At 51.1% G+C, this 21,866-nt stretch carries 11 protein-coding genes and 1 pseudogene; 2 read left to right on the top strand and 10 right to left on the bottom strand.

The window, feature by feature from the left end:
• Nucleotides 1–6 precede the first annotated feature (6 nt).
• Both IM267_RS20465 and fosA read right to left on the bottom strand, forming a co-directional pair.
• Nucleotides 7–951 carry a hypothetical protein gene (locus tag IM267_RS20465; protein WP_226848236.1) on the bottom strand — a complete coding sequence of 315 codons (945 nt, stop codon included), beginning with the start codon at nucleotides 949–951 and terminating at the stop codon, nucleotides 7–9.
• Between the two features lie 274 nt (nucleotides 952–1,225).
• Nucleotides 1,226–1,654 (bottom strand): FosA/FosA2 family fosfomycin resistance glutathione transferase, encoded by a 429-nt coding sequence (gene fosA, locus IM267_RS20460; protein ID WP_193034183.1) that lies wholly within the window; start codon nucleotides 1,652–1,654, stop codon nucleotides 1,226–1,228.
• Between the two features lie 198 nt (nucleotides 1,655–1,852).
• Here fosA and trpS point away from each other — a divergent pair, with 198 nt between their 5' ends.
• Nucleotides 1,853–2,854 carry a tryptophan--tRNA ligase gene (trpS, locus tag IM267_RS20455; protein WP_193034182.1) on the top strand — a complete coding sequence of 334 codons (1,002 nt, stop codon included), beginning with the start codon at nucleotides 1,853–1,855 and terminating at the stop codon, nucleotides 2,852–2,854.
• Nucleotides 2,855–2,897: 43 nt separating this feature from the next.
• Here the strand turns inward: trpS and IM267_RS20450 are convergent, their stop codons facing one another.
• Nucleotides 2,898–3,344: a SymE family type I addiction module toxin gene (locus tag IM267_RS20450; protein ID WP_193034181.1), complete on the bottom strand. Its 447-nt coding sequence runs from the start codon at nucleotides 3,342–3,344 to the stop codon at nucleotides 2,898–2,900.
• Nucleotides 3,345–3,643: 299 nt separating this feature from the next.
• On the opposite strand from IM267_RS20450, the gene IM267_RS20445 reads away from it, so the two are divergent.
• Complete coding sequence (locus IM267_RS20445) at nucleotides 3,644–4,513, top strand: phosphorothioated DNA-binding restriction endonuclease (protein ID WP_193034180.1); 870 nt, start codon at nucleotides 3,644–3,646, stop codon at nucleotides 4,511–4,513.
• 132 nt (nucleotides 4,514–4,645) lie between these two features.
• Here IM267_RS20445 and IM267_RS20440 read toward each other — a convergent pair.
• The 7 genes and pseudogenes from IM267_RS20440 to IM267_RS20410 form a co-directional block, all read right to left on the bottom strand.
• Nucleotides 4,646–4,797 (bottom strand): annotated as a pseudogene (locus IM267_RS20440) (FosA family fosfomycin resistance glutathione transferase); the annotation flags it as partial.
• Between the two features lie 344 nt (nucleotides 4,798–5,141).
• Nucleotides 5,142–10,595: an ATP-binding protein gene (locus IM267_RS20435; protein WP_193034179.1), complete on the bottom strand. Its 5,454-nt coding sequence runs from the start codon at nucleotides 10,593–10,595 to the stop codon at nucleotides 5,142–5,144.
• Nucleotides 10,592–12,274: a hypothetical protein gene (locus IM267_RS20430; protein ID WP_193034178.1), complete on the bottom strand. Its 1,683-nt coding sequence runs from the start codon at nucleotides 12,272–12,274 to the stop codon at nucleotides 10,592–10,594. Before IM267_RS20430 ends, IM267_RS20435 begins: the two co-directional genes overlap by 4 nt.
• The gene (locus IM267_RS20425) at nucleotides 12,264–16,421 is read right to left on the bottom strand and encodes a protein kinase (RefSeq protein ID WP_193034177.1); all 4,158 of its coding nucleotides are present in this window, start codon (nucleotides 16,419–16,421) and stop codon (nucleotides 12,264–12,266) included. Before IM267_RS20425 ends, IM267_RS20430 begins: the two co-directional genes overlap by 11 nt.
• Nucleotides 16,421–17,845: a restriction endonuclease subunit S gene (locus IM267_RS20420; protein ID WP_193034176.1), complete on the bottom strand. Its 1,425-nt coding sequence runs from the start codon at nucleotides 17,843–17,845 to the stop codon at nucleotides 16,421–16,423. Before IM267_RS20420 ends, IM267_RS20425 begins: the two co-directional genes overlap by 1 nt.
• A complete protein-coding gene (locus IM267_RS20415) occupies nucleotides 17,842–19,860 on the bottom strand; it encodes an N-6 DNA methylase (RefSeq protein WP_193034175.1) in 2,019 nt (672 codons plus the stop codon). The genes IM267_RS20420 and IM267_RS20415 overlap by 4 nt, the downstream gene beginning before the upstream one ends.
• On the bottom strand, nucleotides 19,860–21,860 hold the full coding sequence (locus tag IM267_RS20410) for an N-6 DNA methylase (RefSeq protein ID WP_193034174.1): 2,001 nt from the start codon (nucleotides 21,858–21,860) through the stop codon (nucleotides 19,860–19,862). The genes IM267_RS20415 and IM267_RS20410 overlap by 1 nt, the downstream gene beginning before the upstream one ends.
• Between the last annotated feature and the right edge of the window lie 6 nt (nucleotides 21,861–21,866).

Here is a 21,866-nt window from a genome sequence, read left to right as displayed (position 1 = left end):
TGACGCTTAATGTTCCATGTAGCGCATGCGCCATTCCGCTATGGTGCGCGGCATTTTGCTGAGGTCATTATGCTGCGTGCTGTAGTAATAGAAGGTCAGTTTGCCTTTTTCATCAGGAGCAATGCGGGCAGCCCAAATATGGCTGGCGTTATACATAATAAGTGCGGTGCGGGTATTGGCCGCCCCGCGCAGCCAGGACGAAATGACCGTGGCGCCAATATTGTCGATATCTTTGCGGTATATATACGCATTAGCCGTCTGAATAAATTTCTGATAATCATCCCCCACCAGCGCACGAAATCGTTCTTCCGTTTTCGCATCGGGCAGGATTTGCAGCGAGAGCAGCGTTGCTTTTGGGCGCGGGTCCTTTTCTGACCGGGCGTAAATACCGTCAATAAAGGCCCCGTTGGGCACGGAGAGACTGCATCCTCTTTTGCCGCTGCTAAAAGCCTGAAGCGCACCGCTGCTTTCGGGGATCAGCAGCACTTTGCAGCGTTTACTTTCCGCCATATTGTCGATGAGCAGCATGCCGTCGACCTTGCGCGCTTCGGCGGTATAGGTCTCTTTATTCAACCCAGACCAGATGCGAATATCAACATTGACCGTCCAGTCGGCGTTGTGACTGAATTCAATCACCCCGCCGTTCATATTTGCCGCCTGGGTATTCCACCAGCGCCCCTGCCAGAGAAAGTGCGGAGGGGCTTCGGCCAGCTTGCCGATTCCCGCGAAGTAGGCGTGCTCTATACAGCTTTCTGACGTGCACTTTTTGAGTGACGTCTGCCATGCCAGATATTCCTGATGAACAACGTGTCCGTCGCGGCGCACCAGCATATCGCGATAGTAAGTTGTCATAATGTTATTAAGCCAGCTGAGATTTTCACTGCTACAAATCGTGTTCTCAAGAGGGGTCGCCGCACGCTGGCAGTTAACGGCAAACGCGCTGGTTGCCATTAATGACGCGATAAGTATGCCTAAAACATTCATGAACTTTATCATAGCGGGTACTTTTTAACCGAAAAAAGGGCGGGTATTTTGGCTAAATCGCGCTCACGTTGCAATAAATCAAATTAAATTATTGACGAACTAAATATATAGAAAAACGGCTAATGTAGATTTTTACAATAATAATTTTCAGCAATGTAAAAATTATTTCCTACTTACGTTAAAAATAAAGAAACCCGGTAACGTGAATACCGGGAACAGGTATTTTTGTGCCGGTGTTTCATTAACGTTGAGATGATGCGGTAAACACCATGCCCGCGTAGGGCTTCTCGCGACACGCCGCCAGCCGCGCGGCGAGGCTGCCCACGTGCAGCTCCAGCTTGTGCCCGTCCGGGTCGAGAAAATAGAACGACGCCCCCTCGCTTTTGTTCTGCTTCCAGACGGTGACGCCCGCCTGCTCAAGCCTTTGCGAGAACGGTTCAAAATCCTCTTCCGCCACGGTAAATGCGTAATGCGTGTAGTCGCTCTCCTGCGGCGGCACGTACCGGCGCGCCTCGTCGTACGACAGGCAGACCCACAGTTCGCCGCAGGTGAGATAGGCCCCGGTATTCCAGCGGGCGTGCAGCGTCAGGCCCAGCAGCCCGTGCCAGAAGGTGACGCTTTTTTGCAGGTCGCTGACCGCGAGGGTCAGGTGGTTGAGAGATTGCAGCATGACGTGCCCTTTTGTTTTTCGCGCCGGACGTGATACGGTAAAGAGATGAACATAAACCACGCCGTCCTCACCGTAAACCGCTGGTGGCTGCCTTCTTAAAGGCGGCACGGAGTTGTTTTCCCATTTTCAGATAGCCGCCGAAAGGCGGCTATCGCACACAGAAGACCCCTTTCGGCATTACAACGTTAAGGAGTCTTTATGAACGCACCCACCATCCTCACCGGCGACCGCCCAACCGGCCCGCTGCACCTTGGCCATTTCGTCGGATCGCTGCGCCAGCGCGTGGCGCTCCAGCACACGCACAACCAGTTTGTGCTGATTGCCGACCTTCAGGGGCTGACTGATAACGGCAGCAACCTGCAAAAAATTCGCGACAACATCCCCGAAGTGCTGGCCGACTACCTCGCCGCCGGTATCGACCCGAACCTGACCACGATCTGCCTGCAATCCGCCCTGCCCGCCCTCGCCGAGCTGACGATGCTGTATATGAACATCGTCACCGTCGCCCGCGTGGAGCGTAATCCGACGGTGAAAAACGAGATTGCGCAGAAAGGCTTTGCCCGCTCGCTGCCGGTCGGGTTTATGGCCTACCCCATCAGCCAGGCGGCGGACATCACCGCGTTCAAGGCCGAGTGCGTGCCCGTCGGCGACGATCAGCTGCCGATGATTGAGCAAACCAACGAGATTGTGCACAAGATGAACAGCCTGCTGCCCGCCCCGGTACTGCGCCACTGTAAGGCGATGCTGAGCGATACCAGCCGCCTGCCCGGCATCGACGGCAGCGCCAAGATGTCGAAATCGCTGGGCAACACGCTGCACCTTTCGGCCAGTGAAGAGACCATTCACCGTGCGGTGAGCGCCATGTACACCGACCCGAACCACCTGAAGGTAAGCGACCCGGGGCAGATAGAGGGGAACGTGGTGTTTACGTATCTCGACGCGTTTCATCCGGACAAGGCCAAAGTGGCGGCGATGAAGGCGCACTATCAGGCAGGCGGGCTGGGCGACCGGGTGTGTAAGAACGAGCTGGAGGGATGTTTGCAGGAGTTGATTGCGCCGATGCGGGAGCGGAGGGCGATGTATATGCAGGATAAAAGCGAGCTGATGGCGATGCTGAAGCGCGGGACGGAACGGGCGCAGGGGGTGACGCAGGAGACGTTGAGGGAGGTGAAGGTTGGGCTGGGGGTGCCGGTGTTTTGAAGGCGGCATAAAAAAGAATCCCGGCTCAGGGCCGGGATATTTATCAGGCGTTGCGCTTAATCACCGGTATATCGCCCGTATCATTCAACGCGCCCGGAAACGTCTTCAACCACTGCGCGACTTTCTGCTTATTTATATTCACCACGCTCATCCCTTCCAGGCATTCTCTTGTATGCTGTGGCGTAATCACAATGCAGTCTTTCATGGCGCGGATTTTTACGGGCATGCCGTTGATGAAACCCGCGCGTTTTAACCAGTCGCCGCCCAGGAGAAGATATTTCATGTCTATGCGCGCATACAGTTCGCAGCAGGCGGCACTGTCCTGCGGCGTTTCCGCGCGGGGATGGACGGGGGCCGCGTTAGGCGGGTTGCCGTGAAGACGGCGGGCGCTGTTTTTGCGTACCAGCTCGCGGTTTTCAATCATGCCGGTGGAAGCGTCTGATTCTGTTTTGCAAACGGTAAACTCTGGCTTAAAATTCGTCGCAGCCATTTTCAACTCCTGATTAGTTGTTTGTGGTTAGCGGTATGAGGGTGTTGCAGCACCTTCATATCGCGAATTCTCGGTTAAATTCTCTTTGATACTTCCTTTGCCGTTCGGCGTAATTTCTGGTGCTCATTATACAGAACTGAATATAAATACAGCGGTTTTAGGTGGGGGAAATTTGGAATTTGCGAGGGGATTCAGGAAATAGAGTTCTGTGCGGTAAGGTCATGTTTTTGTTGATTGCGGGTTGATTGGTCTGGGTTTTGCGAGCATCATCGCAATTATTTACCTTCTTCCGTAACGCGATGGCTTCCAGCAAAACTCTCGAACAGGCAATTGCCGATATCACTATATGGCGCAAAGGCGAACAGCGTGCGCCGCATAAGCCCTTATTGCTTCTGTACGTGCTGGCGAACTATCAGCAGGGGCATGCGCGATTGTTTGATTACGGAACTGAGGTCCACGAGCAGCTGCTTAGCCTGTTAGAGCGTTTTGGCCCGCAGCGAAAGGCACATTACCCGAATATGCCCTTCTGGCGGCTTAAGAGGGATGGGTTTTGGGATCTTCAGAATACTGAGTTCTGTTCAACTACTGGCAGTAAACAACCGCCCGTTAAAGAACTTGTGGAACATAACGTCACAGGCGGGTTTGATAAAGAACACTTTGCGCTCCTGAGTAAGAACAAAAACCTGATCGGCTCGCTGGCGCAGCAGATCCTTGAAGCGCATTTTCCTGAAAACATCCAGGAAGAGATCGCGGATGAGATGGGTTTTGATATCCAGCAGATCCGTAAGGTTCGCGATCCGCTGTTTCGCCAGCAGGTGCTGCGAGCTTATAACTATGAGTGTGCAATCTGCGGGTTTAACATGCGACATGATAACGCCTCTGTAGGACTTGAAGCCGCGCATATTAAATGGAAACAGTTTGGCGGACCGTGTGAGATCCCGAACGGACTGGCGCTGTGTGCGATTCATCATAAGGCGTTTGATAAGGGATCGATTGGACTGGATAAGAGTATGCGGGTGCTGGTGTCTGAGGCGGTGAATGGAGGCGGGATAGTTGGGCGGCTGTTCTGGGATTTTGCTGGGAAGCAGATCGCGTTGCCGATGGGGAAAGGGCATTATCCAAGGGAGGGGTTTATGGAGTGGCATCGGAGGGAGGTTTTTAGAGAATGAGTGCGAAGGCCGGACTCGCCTTTTCGTTTAGTTTATTGAAAATTAATGAGTTGTTAGATTTTGCTTTGGGGGTTTGCCCCCATAATGGGACATAAAATTGAATACTGCGTGGAAGATCACAAAGTTGTGTGATTATTTTTCCGATCCGAAACGCATTCCAGAATAAGGCTTCTCACGGCATTGCGCCATCGAGATGATAAATCTCCCACATGTAGCTCCAGCTTGTGGCCATCCGGGTCAAGAAAATAGAAAGATTGCCCTTCGCTTTTATTGTCTTTCCAGACCGTCGTCCATACAAAATACTGACAGCGATAGAATAAGTGGGAAGCGGATTTATATCTGCCCATGCTATTTACTCCCTAATTTGCTAGTAACAAACCGAGGCAGTATTTAGCATGGGCATTCTATAGGAAAAACCCACATGAACAATCGTCACCTCCACCGGAGGTGAGACTGATAATTAAAAAAAGCCACTGATCCTTTTTTTGTGCAGTATGTTTAGTTTTCCATGCTTAGTTCAGCTTGGCTGTAATGTCCGCTTCGCTCAAAGCTGCCTATCATATCTGCTTAAAAAACATGCTTAGTGTAGGATATTCTCCGTTTTCCAAGTAGCCCCTTTAAAGATCTCCTACCGACCCACGGCCGTTTTGGTACTGCCACCATGCTGGGTAATGCGAGGACGGCACTTGATCTTCACAGCGCCCCGGGTGAATGAGTCGTCCGAGGCCTTGCTCGACCATACATAGGCTTCGCCGGTACCAAGATGGCTCATCTTGTCGGAGGTCAGCTCACCAAGAGCGGCATTCGCCTTCTGGATGTGTTTCAACCATGCAGGTGAGTTGAATTTATGCATGATGATCTGTGAAGACAACTCGATCAGAGAGATCGGGACTGATGGAGGGTCCTGAGAGGCTACCATAATACTTGTTCCCTTGTGCCGCATCTCACGGACAACCTCGACAAGGCCAGAAACCAAGTCATCGTTTTCGATATATTTGTGAGCTTCATCGAAAACCACCAGCTTATTGAAGGCGCTTCCTTGGTAGGTTGCTTCTGAGAAAACCTGTAGCATCACCACGAACAAACCGAGAGCTTCGTCCTTCTCGATGTATTCATCTCGCAGATCCACGATAATCAACCGGCCGGGGCGAATCAGATCCTGGAGACGCTGGTTATCATCGATATATTCGCTTGCAAACAGTAAGCGCGTCTGGGCCAGCTCCTTTAGATGATCGGACAAACCAGAGTTATCGATGCCTGCCCGCAGAGAATCCAAGGTCAGGTTATCCCGCAGTCCCCTCATGATGAGATTGATTTGGCGCATATACATGCTCTGGCTACCAATCGCCCCCATTAGGAATTTCCAGTGTGCTGCCTTGAGTTCAGCGGCAGAAAAAGCAATCGACTTAACCTCAATATCCGGGTACTCGGCCCTGCGATCATCTACCTTGTTGGCAGGGGTAAGAATCAAGACATCCTTCAATGCTTCCGGGTTGGCCTTGTAACGCTCACGAAGGATACAGATCTCATCCTCTACCGAGTTGGCATTAATCATCGAGGTAAACTCCGGCGCATAATCCTGCGTCGGGCTATAATGAAAAATGACTGTGGCGAGCGGGCTTGGCAGCACATTAATGTGTTGAATCGGCATTGAGGCCATCTCAATTGCTGTTCCAAGGGTGTAGCTCTTTCCACCGCCTTGAACCCCGAAGAGACTGATCGTGTGGGTATGATTGAGGTCCAGCGCGATTTTCCGTCCGGAAACCTCTCCGAGCAATCCGTACTGCGGTGAACAACCATTAACGCCCAGCATGATGTCGTAGCTGACTTCTGCTTGAGGCTCGGATGTCAGATGCTCCTGCACTTCAATCTCGGGTTGAACAGCTTCTTCCGGTTCCACATCAACGGTGGCGGGTTGTTCGTCATCTTTTTCTTGTTTGGGCACAATGGTGGTAGGTTCAGATGCTTGCTCGACGGGTTTCGCCTGTGCTTCCTTTTGAACAGGTGCGATGGTTTCCTCTGAGACAGAAGGTGTTGGCAGTGTGACTGGTGTCTCCAGCTCATCGTCCCAGAGCTCGTCCACCGTCCAGGATGTCGAGCGGGCCCTATTAGGGGCGATGAAAGCGGCAGTCTCGAGCTTCGGTACGTTCGAAATGAACTGTTCGCTCAGAGTAGGAGCTGTCGGTACTTCCTCACTCTCGACAGACACAGGCTTGCGGCAGTTCTCCAGCAAGGCATGAATGAGATCCTTGCCGATACGATGAAATTCGATGCCAACCTCGTTGTCAGGAGATTCTGTTCCAGACTTGTCAAAGTCGAAAATCAAAGCGCACCGCCTGAATTGAAGCGAGTAGCCCTGCTCAATGGATTCAAGTAGTCCTCTCGCTTCGTGCGCGGCAGTCTCTTCAAAGATCCCATAACGCAGTGAGCGTTCCAGATAGAACCTAAGAATCTGAGCCAACTCCCGGCTCTTGAGCAACCTATCCGGCCGATCCGGTTTTTTCAGGGCCGGGTCAAAGTGACGCTGGAGGATGCGCTCACTCTGATTTATCTGGGCGGAGATCCGTTCCTTCAGTTGGTTGAAAGCCGCAAAGGCACCAACCTGCGAATAACACTTCACCTCAACCAGATTACAGGTGATCGTCCTGGTGTTTAAATCTAAATCAAACAAACCCAAGTCGGTACGTTGTAGGCTGATAGCATCGTTAACATCGTCTGACTCACCGCTTGAGCGGTAGAGGTCCGTGTGTGCGTCTAATGGCACAATGATCTGATTGCTTAACGCGCCTTGATATTCGAGATAGAGCCTCGCCAGAGCCAGGCCAAGAGCCTCCGCCTGTTGCGTACGTGCGGAAATCAGTTTCAGGGCAAGCTGACCAGAAAGCGAGCGTAGGTTCGCAAGTATCTGAACCGACTGCTCGCCGTCGGCGGACAAACCGTGCTCAAGCAGCACCGGCTTCAGCATAGCCTCCAATTCATCGTTCGAGCGCGAGGAGATTATCAGATTATGTGTCGCCTGGGAGCTGGCTCCTGGCACATAGTCAATCAGATAATCCGGTCTGTTCTTCCGACCGCCATGGTCGAAAAACTCAATCCCCATATTTCGGTCGATAGTGAACACCCAATCGCTGATCTGGTGAACCTCGTAAATCAGTTCTCGTTGGGCCACATCGAGGCCAAGGGTTACAACGGGTACGGCCTTGAAACTAGCACCAGAAGCAGCAACCGCTGAGGTTGCAAAACAGAGGTGACGGCTCAGCGACGACAGCAAATCGAAACACGCAGCGTGGTTATTCGCACCGAAGGAGCGCCCAATAATAGGCTGCTTATTCCAGAAGGTACCCGAATCGTCGTCAACGAATTCGGTGTCAAAACCCTGTATCAACCCATACAACGGAGTCACCCCCATCGGCCTCTCGGAAATGGAAAGCTCCTCGGCGGGGAACACATCTAAAAGAACGCTGATGTGCGCTGGAAAATCCTTGGGATTTGCATGGAATTCATTCAACGCGTGCTTAGCCAAGTTCAGCTTGGAAAACAGATGACTGCCAGTTGATGCAGCAAACGCGTCTGCAGCCTCATTCACCGTCGCTCCGGGACGAACTATGGATTCAAGCGCCTCACCCAAAACTGGCGAGTCAGGCTCGGAGGTAAAGAGCCGTATATCATAGCGTAAATTGGCATACTCACCTTTCTGCTGAAGCGCTATCAGAGCCTCTGCTATTAACGAACCAGCTCCGGGGTTAAAGATATTCAGCGATAGCTCTCTCACATAAGGATGCTGGGAGAGATAGCGCTCAATCTTATCCGCAATGACCTTTCCGGAAATATCAGTTCCCGCCGCAGAGGGCTCGGCCAAGCCAAGTGCCGAACAGATCTCCGCCATCAGACCACGAGAATTATCCTCGGTTGTTGGAGCGTATAGAGCCCAAAACGTATTTAGATTGTCCACCGGCGTGAAGATACGACCATCCTCTACGGGAATGCCAACAGGATAGGCTGAGGGTACAAGGCTATCCAATAGGGCGGAACGGACGTGAGGAATGTATTCTTTCCCACCTGACTTGATCTTCCCGATCCAATCCTTGCCCAGAGTAACCCAACTGTTCAGCCACAAGGCTCGGAGCGGATGGGTTGGGGAGACCAAAACAGCCTCGCGATGCCTTCCACGGAAGTCGGTCAGGATGACATGGATTGAATCAACGGCCAGTATGTTTCTTAGCGATTGCAGGTGTTGTTGGCGCTCGACACCAGAAGTCATCTCGGCCTGGCGGATGAGATTCCTGACCAAGTCAAGATAGCTTTCAGCATACGCGAGGCATTCCTTTTCAGAGTCCTGGAACAACAGCCCCTGCATGATCAGTTCGGCAGTGTCTTTGCGCACCGCTGCAAAAAACTCTTCACGGGCAGCCAGGAAAGATGCCATCGCAGCAGAAGAGGGCAGCATGAGCCCGACCTCGGAGGGCGGCTCAGCGGTATCCAGGTTGATCTGCATTCGCCAGCCTGACGGGTGTTTAGGCTTTGCTAAGATGCGTTGCTCGATAATTTTGAGCGTACGTGATAGCGGAATCTGAACAGCCCCCTCACGACCGAATTTTGCGTGCAAGGTTTCAAGGCGGGAGGTCTTTTTGGTACGACCGCCCTCGGACCAGGCGACACCACTGATGGCGATATCATCGGGATCACGTTCATCACCCAAGGCTGTCAATTGCAGTCGGAAACGTGCATGCTCCAGGCTCTGCTCAATAGGAACGGCACGTTGAGGGGGCTCTTCTTCAATGTTGCCACCGGGCAGGACGTAGAAAGGCTCGCTCTCGTAAGAGCGCTTAGCGCCCTCGGAGGTGGAATCCGCTTCCAGCGGAATCGGGTCGCCATCGGCAGTCCAGGGCATTACACGGATGAAATGCCATCCTTCATCGAATTCGATTTTATTGAGTTTAGCAAGGCTTGTAGTACATTGCAGGCGGTTCGGGGTCCAGGCCTTTACCTTTTTAGATTTCCCTACCGGGCCGTCATTCTGCGAAATGATTTGCACCATAAAATGGTCAAGCCCACTGACCTTGCCGGGGTGAGGATTAACCTCAAACACCACGTTCATTTTACGACGATCGTTCGGTACCAGAACCTGTTGCCCGATGAGGCCAGTGAGTTGCTCGTCGGTTTCATCGTCCGCAACGACCGGCAAGTCGGTTTCCAACACAGTCAGAAGAACCTTGTCCAGTGATAGCTCTTCTTTGAACGTCCATTTATCGAAAGAAATGCTCCACCAACTCTTGTCTGTCGCAATGGGTGGCGTCCAGAATTCTGACTCATGGATATCGTGTTTTTCAAAATAGGTGAATAGACGCGACTCCAATGCCTTATCACTGAGCCCAAGATCAGCAATACGACCACGAACCGACTTGTGCGAGGTTATCAAACTGCGGACGCTGACAAGATTACGGCGAATTTTTCCAATGACTATGCCCGGATCAGCAAAGAGCTTGAAGTCCGGAATCAACGCCAATTCATACAGACTGGCCCCAAGCGTTTCGCCATCAATCCCGTTTTCGAGCGCGGTAAGTAGATACCGCACGCGAGAAACATCGTCGGCAAATAGCCATTCCTCCTCGGTGAGAATACCCAAAAGATCGCGAACATAGCTAGCCAGCGTTGCCGGGAGCCGGTCAAACAGCGATTCGATCAGATCCTCGTAGATATCGGTGAAGGTAAGTTCCTCGAAGGTCGCCACGCCAAAAGAATCCTCGGCACTAGTACGGAGCGAGGTCGGTATGAACACTAGCAAAGGCTGGCGCAGCTCGCCGTTCGCGTCAGGATTACGCAGTTCCACCAACTTGGTGGAAGTTACTCGGAAAGGCATGCCTTCTTGGTCATGACTGCCGAGTATAAATATGTTCCCGTCAGGCCAGATTCGCCTAAGTTCCCAGCATACTGACTCCATAACTTCGTCATCAAGGTCAGTGACTCGCACACAGTGGCCTGGGCCACGATCACTCAGGATCGCTTCGATACGAGGACACAGCACTCCAGCCAACGCCGCATTCAATTTATCCTGTGGAAGCTTTATGAACGCGCTACTCATGTGTGTCTCCCATTCTTATCAGTTCTATCAAATCTTTCAATTGCATATCGGGGCGATACTTTTTGGGTTACATAAGCATCCGACAAATCCTGGTAGAACCCAATTTCACGAAGGCGGCGCTTGAAGGCTTCGAGATTAAGACGCAGGGCACGTTTGTCTAGTATGCTGCTGTTAGCTATGGTTCCTTCTGGTAACTGGTCGATGTAAAGACCGTAGCGGTTCCTTAAAAAGGCTAACAATTCTTCGATGCGAACCTCGTGGGTCACAAAACGCCCGCCGTCTTGGGTGAGTACAGCTACCTGGAGGAGCACTTCGAGCAGCTTGCTTCCTAACACAAATCTACGTGGGCTTCCCTTAGTCCGGGCCTGAGCCAAAAGCCCACTTTCTTTATTCTTCAGCAGAAGAGAATCCAAGCACTCAGTGATGTATTGGCGGTGATATTTACCTCGATAGGCCATCAGTATTTCAATGAAGGAATCGAATTCACCCAAGCCCATGGCGGTGACGTCCCGGATCTCTGGGTCTAAATCCTCATTCCTGGAGGCCGATTCTTCAATTAGGCTCGCCAAGCGGAATTTGAAGTAGGCTTGACGCTCGGTGTCGTGTTCGGGCTTCAGCAGGGATATTAGATCACTAACAGTGAACACACCGCCTCCTGGAGGAGCCAATTTACCAGTTTTTTTGCTCAAGTATTCCGCCATTTCATCGAGTTTCTTGACGACAAAATTGGCCTGCACAAAAGCAGGTATCTGACGATAGAGCCGGTCAGTGGATTTTCGAGCTAACTCAACCATGTGCGGATTGTTGACGTCCCCCATATCTACTATCAACGCCAAGCGGTAAGGGCAACCTTCCAGAGCATTGTCGAGACCCGGGTTGATCGGACATTCCCTGGCGGTGCAGAGATCGTTACCAAAGCGCTGTTTCACCAGCTTGGGCAGCATTTGCAGTAGTTTGAGGTGATAAAGTGCCAGATGGAAAGCCATCAGAGTTTTGAGATAGTCAACCAACACCGAGCGCGGGATATAAGGCTCATAGGCGAGTAAACGCAGAATATCGTCTGCCAAAATATCGGCCTGCCCTATACACAGAGGTTGGAAACGTGCGGGCTCCTTGGAATCCTTCATATCCTGCGTAACCTGTTGGTCTAATCGCAAGATGGCCTGCGTTTCCACATCCACGGAAGCGTTAGGATCGTAACGGTCCGTCACCAAGTCGATCCCCGGGAAGAAGAAACGCTTCAAAGCATCTCGCGCCGCTTGGCCCTTACCTTTGCGGGCATAGAAAAGCATCCAGTAGATTTGCTCTGCAGCGCCGTAATCTCGGGTATGCTTCGCGTTACGAAACTTATAGGTATTGCCATGCAAAGGACGTGGTGCAGCTAGAGCTTGGTTGCTTTTACCTCTATTCACTAGATCCATAAGATCTGTTTCAATCCAAGCTCGAACAATTTCAGGATTTTGATCGAAACCAGAAAACCACTCGGGATGTTCAAGGAAATCTTCGAGAAACTCCTCAACTGAAAGATCGCCACCGCGAGGAGGTCTGCGACTGCCGTAACCATCGTATTTCAATCGTGGAAACAACATGGTGAGTACGCGATCCATCTCAATATGTTTAAAATCGAGATAAGAAACTTTCGGGATACGAAACTCTTTGTCACGACCTTTAATTGACATTGTATTCGGCCCCCTTTTCAGATGCTTCCATTACTAGTCGTCCATCTGGTTCTCGACGAATCTCGTAAAATTTGTGGCCAGCCTTGGTTAACAATACTTCGTTGTAAGGTACAGAGGCTAACAAGTTTTTAAAGACGGACAAGCTCAACAAAAAGCCTTCTTGCTCTTCTACGCTTGGTCGGTAGCCGTCGTTGAGACGCATCAACATTTCATATATATCGAGATTGATTCGTAGGCTGGCCTTGTGCCCTTCGCCGGAGTCATAAAGGAGGACCAGCGCCTGAGACAGGCACTCGAGGAAAGGATGAAACGCGGTCTCCTGTTCGGTACGAAGCGAAAAATAGTCACCGTCGAAAAGCCGGTAACTGCGAATGGTTCCTTTATCCACTTGGCGAACACGCAGTGCCAACTGATTACCTAACCTCGCAGGGTCGCTTAAACCTTCGCCTCGGTTGATGGCGCGGAGAATTGCGGTCACCTCATCGTTGCTTTTTGTACCTGTCCGCTTCGTGGAGACCAAGAAGGGATCGATGCTTTCATATGGCAGCATCTCCTTCCACCCCATGTCCCTTCGTTCGAAGAAATGGCGACGTCGCATATGTGAAATGTAATTCCGATGTCTGGAAATCAATCGGGCACGATTTTTCGATGAGTAATCGCGAGGCAGACTGTCAAACAGCACTTCAACCAATTCATTGTCATATCCGGCTCGTTCTGCAAACGAGAAACGACTCATAGCCTTAGCCCTGGGATGGAGAAAGCCTAACTCGCGGTCCAGATCAGGGTTGCTGACTTCAGCAATGTCGATCTCGCGCAGCAGAGCAATAAGTCGGTCATTGGAGCCTTTTTCCCCACCAAGCCACGAGTTGAAATAGAATCCGTCCAGGATGCGGTTTTGGACCTCTTCACCACCGGTCTGATAAAGCTGGTGAATACCGTCACAATCTTGGGTGCCCACTAACATGAAGGCCAACGCCGACCGTAGGTCGCGCATAGTGATATGCAATCTCCCGCGAAGGTGGGTAATGGTGTAGAGCATCTTCAGACGCTCGATCACCTTGGGACCGGCAACCGGATCCTGGAAAGTCCGGGCATTATGGTAGGCAAAACACTTGCCCTTGATGTCACACTTCTCGCAGGCTTGCCAGTATTCCTGTTGTGTCATGCGGGCAATCAGCCTCTCAAAAATCGAAGGCTGACTTTCTTCGGGGTCAGCAACTACCGAGCGCAAATTGAGGTTGATGATCGCTATACCGCCTTCCGGAACGGCCCCGGCCAAACCCTGTTGGATCTGCCTGGCGAGCAGCGGGTACTCCTCTTCATGCTCCAGGAAAAAATCGACTAGCCGTCCCTCGTTAATGGCTATTAGGCGAGTCTGATTTTCGGGCCAGCTAGAGGCATCCTTACCCGCGAAAGGAGCAAAGAATTTCCGCAACACCGCATCGTTTCGCTCATCGCCTTCATCCTGGCTGCCGTCATAGTTACTCAGGTAGGTATGCCCCTTGATCTGGAACACTGCTCCATTTGCGCCACGTTGCATCTGCGCGCCCTTGCTCTCGGCAAAGGATTCAACCTGCTGAATAAAGGCGGTCTTGCCATCACCTGCGTTACCGCTAATGATCACGAGCTTAAACTCGCCTTTGAGCAAGGCGGGCTTAAGCTTTTCGTCCAGATATGTCGGCACATAGGTGGCCTTACCAACTTCGTCGAGGCCACGGGTTCCCGCGTTGGATACTTGGCTCTGGCTGTAGAGGGTCAGCAGATGGGTGACAAAGGGGTTGCTATTGGGCTTGGTCGGCTCGAAGCCCAGCCTGGATACCACCTTGGGGCCGGCTCCAATCTCGCCGGTGGTCAGCACCGAGCGCAGACGCTTGACCTCAGCCATGGCAGTCAAGAACTCATCGACTGACGTGAAGCGCTCCTTACGCTCCGGCGCGATCATCTTCACCAGAATGTTGACCAGTGACGAGCTGAGGTCGGCACAACCTTTGAACTGCTTGGGATCCTTAGGTTGAGTCTTGATCGGCGGCGTGGGATCGTCGAACGGATACTTGCTGGTCAGACACTCGTAGAAGGTGATACCCAAAGCATAGATGTCGCGGTCTACCCGATCAGAAGCATCCGGCTCGGAATTGTAATCGTAATCCGGCGGCAGGTAGCGACGAGTGCCACCACCTCCCTGAACCTCGTCACTTTCGGATACCGCGACATTAAAATCAATGATACGAACACCTTTATCAGTCCATAGCAAATTAGAGGGTTTAACGTCCTGATGATAAATACCATGTTTATGGAGATGCGCTAAGCCCTCGGCTGCTTCGCGAACAATGCGAACAGCATCATCCAACGCCAAGGCTTCAGTATCGATCAGATCGGACACGTCCAAACCTTCCACATACTCAAAGACGATATAAGGAGTTTGATTTGCATCAGCCATTCGATCGGCCCAGATAACCTTAACGACATGTGGATGATCTGGCAGGCTGGTGAGTGTCTTATATTCGCGGCGCAGGCGCTCATAAACGCTACGCCGGTCTTTGGTCACAAGTTTGATAACGCGAACTACATCGCCTAAAGCATCAAATACTTTATAGACCACCCCAAAGCCACCGCTGCCGAGTTTCTTTTGCACACTGAAACGCTCAGCTAATACAAAATCGGCAGGCAGGTTGGTTAGGTCATCAGGAATGTTAAAAGCTGGTGCAGAAGTTTTATTTTCACTTTTGCCTTCGGGTAATATCAGATCTTCAAATTGCTTTTTAGCTATAGCAGCACTGGCAAAACGATCTTCAGGATCGAACTCACAAAAGGTTTGCAACCACGCGTCAATGCCTTTGGGGAAATCAGGTTTGTGCTCCGAGGGGTTGATAGGGAATTTACCATCGGCTTCGATCATTTGATCAATATTTTCGTAGGGCAACTCACCAGTTAGCAACTCGTAAAATACTAAGCCTGCAGAGAATAAATCAGAAGCAATGGAGGCCTCTTTCGGCTCAGACTTTTGCTCGGATATCACTAATTCAGGAGCGCGATAAGCCGAATCGAGATCTTCGATAATTTGATTAGCAATAGTTTCTGAAGTCGATCGGTTTTTACCTACCCGAGCAAAGTCGAAATCGGTGATACGAGCTATACCCCCTTTAGTGATGAGAATTGCATCTGGCGTGAGGTTTCGATGAATGACCTGATGTTGATGTGCGTGATCCAATGCAGAAAGCACACCTTTTATCACTTGGTATTTTTGATCTGTTGTGAGCGCAAAAGCTGGCTTTTTTAAGTGCTGACGCAGCGCTTGACCCGAAATATCATCAGCCACCAAAGTAATTTCATTACCGTCGTCAGATTGAATCAGGTCACGAACAGCCAATACATTCGAATGAGCACTCATGTGCTGAACAGCCACAAAAGCATTACTGATTTTCTTCAGTTCTTCTTTGCGAGCGGCTTCGTCTAAATAAGGGTCTGCGCGATAAACTCTTAGGCGAACCTGGCCCGCCTTCGCACCCAATAAATTGTGCTTTGCCCGGAACTCGGTGTAACGGTCTGTGCCACCAAGTTTTTCTATAACCAGCCAACTTCCAAACACTGGGGGGGCTGATTTTGGCTTCGCCCTACCTTGGATGGCTTTATCAATATGTGAGTGATAAGAACGAATATCAGAAAGACGGTGGCTTGGGATTTTGCCCTTATCAGTAAAGAATTTTAAGCAGCGCTTGTAGTCAGTCACATCCGGGCTATCAATACCAGCAGGATCATATAGCTGGGCATCATCAGCTGTAAGCAATACAACCGCATGTACATGCACTTTACGTAACTCGATAATTCCTTTATTACTATCAGCTAATAAAGAGCTCATCACCTTAGCGTGATTGCGCAGCTTTGCCAGAGGGGAGTGAAATTTTTGCCTCCCCTCGGGATACCACTTTGAGCCATACACATCAATGTTGCCACGTGTTCCTTTGACATCCACCAGATACACCGCGTGAGGCGCGAGGATGGCAATGTCGATTTCGAACACCTCCTCCCCTTGACGCATCTCGAAGTTGTGGAAGATCAACCAGCTATCGGGCAGATGATCCCGAAGGAAACCGATAGCCTGGCGTTCAGATTCGTTTGCGGGTTGCCCGATGGGTATGACCTTCGCCATTAGCGACCGCCCTCCTCAATTGTGCGCTCAACCAGGGCAACTGCTTCATCCTCTGCATCTATAGCATCATCAAATTTTTTGTAGGCAGACCGGACCGCTGCATCAATTTTTTCTGCTTCTGCTCGTTCAATAATTGGCACAGGCATTTGCCTGATCATGTCAGGGTGGAAGTCCTGTTGCATGCTTCCGATCTGATACCCTTTTCTTATGCGATACGCTATTTGAGAGTTAAGATATGCAAACAGTGCTCCTCGGGGTATTTCATTCTCATCGGCAATCACTCTCAAAAAATGCTGTGAATAAGCATAGTTAAGTCTTTTGCCAGTAATAAATTGAGCACGACCAAATAAATCATGTTCGCCAGCACATCCCTGTGCAGCGATCATAACAGTCCCATCAGGCGGGAAAAGCAACCGATCGTTAGGAAGGTATTTTTTAGCAATCCAGCGCCCGGATGGACGCAGATTGAAGCATTCCTGTTGGCCAATAAGCTCAACTCCGAATTCAGACTCGGAATCAATTCTTTTGAATCTAGGTCCACTTCGAAGTGTGCCAGACTCAACGATTTTTTCTAATTCTTTCCATTGTGAAGCAGTCGTTTTAATCCGGTTTTCAAGATCTTTATTGATGGGCAAATAATTGATTGCCCTTAAAGAAAGTTTTTCGACTGGTGCAGAAAAACCAATTCTTCTTGAGTTTTCATGCCAATACTCAGGAGATATATCTTCAATTCCTGCAGCAGCTAAATATCCCTCTGATGCAGCCCTCAACTCTTGTATAGCATCTGTTCTAAGAGTGGAAGCTCTCTTTATCAAGTGGTCGGTTTCAGTTTCAATTTTACCCAATCTTGGAACAGGTAAATCAGCAATATGATGTGGTTCAATATGTTGGATAATTGCACCGTACGTTCCTGCTGTTATAAGTGGTACTCCAAATCTACTTTGTAAATAAGCGTAAAGATATCCTTCTGAAACTTTTTCAATGTCCGCAACAACTTTGAGAATATCTTGATTTGACCAAGTTCCAGCCATATCAGCTCTTGCATAGGCCATTCGACCGATGCTTCCTGAGCAAGTGATTAGGGTCATGCCTTCTTGTACTTCCAAGAATCTAAGTTTATTTGAAAAAGCATCTTTTTTGCTTAGCAACGGCAAAATGTTTATATCAGCTTCTGTCATAGAAGAAGTCGTTAGAAATCGAACCCCATGATCAGCATGGCCAACGTAATTCCTAGTGAATGGAGAACCATTGTAAATCCCCCCCTTATGCCCAGCAGTAAGAGACTCAAGCTCGTCGGTATGCATTTTATTCAGGAGTTCTCGCGCTTCGATTGCACCTGACATATATGGACCACAGTCTAATCTACGACCATTGTGTTGCAGCCATGTACTTGGAACAGCTTTTACCTGGAATTTTCTGCTCATAATGTCACCTCACCGGTTGCGCGTAATTCCTTGTATTTCTCTGCCACCAGCGGCAGCTCGTCATAAATGCGGCGGTTGTGACGCATGACCTTGCGTATTTCCACTTCATCGCCTTTGCGAACCCGCTCGATCATTTCTTCATCGAATACCAGCTCTTCACCATCGGGGGCACGCTGGAATAGGAGATTGCCACGGGCATCAACTCCGGCTCTATCCACCACAGCCATGAAAACTTTGTACTCGGGATGCTCAGTATTGATTAGTTCCTCCTGAGAGCGGCGGCGGAGGATTAATAAACTCGGTAGTGCAGGTGATAGGCCATACTCCTTCACCGTGACCTTGAAAGGCTCCACCGGCAGATCAACCGAGGCCAAAACCTCGCAGTGGTGTAGAATCCACCAGCGCACATATTCATCGCCAGGATTGCCCAACAAGCCATCAGGCAACAGGATGCCCACACGGCCAGTTCCGGGTTTTACCCACTGAAGGGCGCGTTCGATAAACAGCACTTCGGGAGGGACGCCACCGGCGCGCAGATTGCCGGTATTGCGGAATCCACCTTCTTCGTCTCGTTCCCAGTTGTTGCCCAAGTCATAGCGCTCCAATATGGAGGGATCGTGCACCGCGTCTTGGGTTGAGAACCAAGGGTTGAGCAGAACCATATCCATGCTGCCTAGCTGCATAGCCGGGCGGGCGGTTTCAATACCATCCAGATCGCCGTCCGGGAACGTACGGGCATCGATGCGGAACACACGGCCAGGATTACCGGTTGTGAACAGCAGATTCATGCGACTTGCTACGGCCAGAAAAGGATCGATGTCGCAGCCTAGGGCATTGCTGGCCGCCCAAGCGGCGGTTTCATTTTGAGCCTGACGGTTCTGTTCGTTTGTGGCCTCTTCAGGCGTAGTGCTCATGGCAGCCAGTTTCTTCTTGAAGATGTGCGCCGCGGTCATGGCCAGGAAAGTGCCGGTACCGCTGGAGCAGTCCATGACTCTTTCGCCAGGTTTCGGATCGAGCATCTCCACCACCATTTCGGCCACGTTTAGGGGGGTGGGATATCGGCCTTCGCGACCGTCCATCACGTTGCGGGCGACCGCTCGAAAGGCTCCAGTGCGGTAACGGGGCTGGGTTTCGCTTAAGTTATAGCGAGCTAACTCCATCACCACGCGGGCAGTTTCGTGAGGGTCCAGCGTCAACTCCCAGCCACGGGTCAGCAGATTCGGCTGCCAAGCCTTGGCGGCAGCAACAGACTCATTGATGCGCAGGGCAATGGCCTGTTGACCCACCTCCGTGAAAGGCTCATCACCTCTGACCCAGAATTTGCGCTCACCGGTGGGCAGAGTCTCATCAAAGATCTTGGCCAGCATCAGCACAGCTAACTGTTTAAAGGAATCTTTGTGATCGAGCCCTAGGTTACGGTTCAGATACTGGCGGCAACGCAGCAGAGCACTTTCTAGGTCTTCCGCTTCGGCACTGACCTGAATGACACCTCCGGTGCGGTCGAGATCGGCAGTACGTTCTCCCGGCACCGGCCAGACACCTAACGGTTTAGCGCGGACCTCAAACCGGGTGCGTTCGACCTGGAACAGGAACTCTTCCTGGCCATTGGTCCACATGCCCAGAGTCGCGCAGGGGCTCAGCTCCAGCAGCTCCTTGAGCTCACGCAGGTCGGCGTCGGCCTCGGTAATGGAACGGAGCTTGTCACGTTTCTTCTGAGTTTTGCAGACGATAATCCGTTGCAAATTATCGTTGTTGTGCTCAGCATCGGGGTGGAAAACAGCGATGTCGATGCGCTTGCGCCCTTGGCCGGGAATCTGGGGGTTATAGTTGACCTCCAGATCATCCCGATCGAACCCGTAGCTTTCAATAAGCTGGCGTAAAACTTTCTGTACCAATAGCTTCTTGGCGGTGGCACTCTCTTTGTTGCCGGTCAGGATATCGATGAAAAAGTTATCCGGGCCACTCTCTTCGGCAGCATCCTGCGAGGCTTCAATAATGTCATCTTGATCGTTCATCAGTCATGCTCCATGAGAAATTCGCGGTACTTCTCAGCAATGATCGGCAGATCGTTGTCTTCGATCTTTTCATTGCGGGTCAAGGTCCGTTCCACGAAACGCCCGCCGATGCGGATACGCTCGATATGCTGCTTGGGCTCGACGATTTCTTCTCCATCCGGGGAACGCTTGTAAAGCTTGTTGCCACGGCGGTCGAAGCCAACCTTGTCAGCCACAGCCATGAACACAGGATATTCATCGATACCGCCCAAGGCTTCAGCTCGCTTTTCTTCTTCGCTCTTGCGACGCAGGAATAGCAGGCTGGTGAGGATGTTAACGTTGGCCTCGGCAATGAAAGCTTCCACAGGCAGATCCACGGAGGCAAGCACCTGGGTTTCGCGCATGATCCACCAGCGAATGTATTCAGCTGCTGGGTTACCGAGAACACCGTCGGGCAACACGATACCCATGCGACCTGTGCCTGGTTTGAGCCATTTGATGCATCGCTCAATAAAGAGAATCTCCGGGGCCACACTGCCTTTCAATGACCCTGTATTGCGGAAACCACCTTCGCCATCTGATTCCCAGCTATGTGCTAACTCGTATTGTTCCAGAATATGCTTGTCGGTGATCGGGATGTCGGAGCCGAATGGAGGATTGGTGGCGATGATATCCACTGACCCCAATGGAATCTCCCTTTTAGCGGAGGGCAGATCGGTCAAATGTCCCAGCGGGAACTCCAGAGAGTTGATGTTGTAAATGTGACCCCGACCGTCACCCGCCAGCACCATGTTCATCTGAGCAGCGCGAATCAGGAACGGGTCAAAGTCGGCTCCGAACACATTGGCTGCAGCATACTCTTTCAGCCGATCGTGGACGTTCAGAAACTCGCTGGTGTCCTCATTTCCGCTCTGGGTGTTCTGCTCCTCACGGAATTTCTTCAGCATATGTCCCAAAGTGGCGACCAAGAAGCCGCCAGTCCCGCAAGCAGGGTCTAGCACCATCTCACTTTCCTTAGGATCGAGCATTTCCACGACTAGCTTGACTACGCCCCGGGGAGTGAAATACTGACCACGGTCGCCGCGCAGATTGACGCCCACTAACTCTTGGTAGGCCACGCCCTTGGCATCAACGTCCGTGCGGGTAAAATCGTATTTGGCTAACTCAGAAACAATAAAGGCTAACGCCCGGTTGGAGAGGGTGATTTCCTCATTGCCCCGGAAGATGTTCTTATACTGCTTTTTAACCTCGGTAAAGAGCGTCTCAATACGAGCACGAATGGCCTTTCGGCCCTCAACTTCAAACTGCTCCTTAGGGCCAGCCCAGAACTGCCGCTTCCATGACTGACGTTGGATTCCCCGAAGGTTTTCGTCATGCATTTTGCAAAAAATCAGATAGAGGAACTGCCAGAAGGCGGCGTCCTTTGGCATGCCTTCGTTGCCATGGATGAAGTTATGGCAACGACGGAATGTGATTTTAAGCATCTCATTGTCAGCGACGCGCGTGTGAGCATCAGAGATAATCTCTTTGGTGCCAACAGACTCTTCCGCCATAGGCCAGTCGCCGATTGGGTTGCACTTTGTTTCGAATCGCTGTTGCTCTTTTTCAACAAAGAAGAACTCCAAGCCATTAGTCCACAAACCATACTTAACGGCTTCAACCTCGCGCATAATAGCTTCAATTTCATCAAGATCTTGAGCGGCCTGTTCAAAATCACGGATGCGTACGGCATTTTTGCCGACGTTCGGTTCCTGACGGCAGAGCACAGCGCGTCCCAGATTCTCGATGATGTGTTCCTTGCCATGATGGAAGATGGCTACGTCCACCTTCTTGCGGCCGCCAATGGAAAAATCTAGCTCCATATCTTCCGGCGAGAATCCATATTCGTGGATTAGAGCGCGAACGATCCGCTGCCGTACTAGCTCTTTCTTCGTTTCCTTGATCTGTTTGCCGGAAACGTAGTCGAGCGTATACCCAGCCGGTATCGTGTTTTCGGCTTGTGTGCTGTTCTTTTTGCTCATTTAAAA

Origin of the sequence: Enterobacter cloacae complex sp. P15RS, from assembly GCF_014895905.1 — a bacterium.
GTDB classification, from domain to species: Bacteria; Pseudomonadota; Gammaproteobacteria; order Enterobacterales; family Enterobacteriaceae; genus Enterobacter; species Enterobacter quasihormaechei.
The sequence above is the reverse complement of the archived record's forward strand: the minus strand, read 5'-3'. Positions and strand labels throughout refer to the sequence as shown.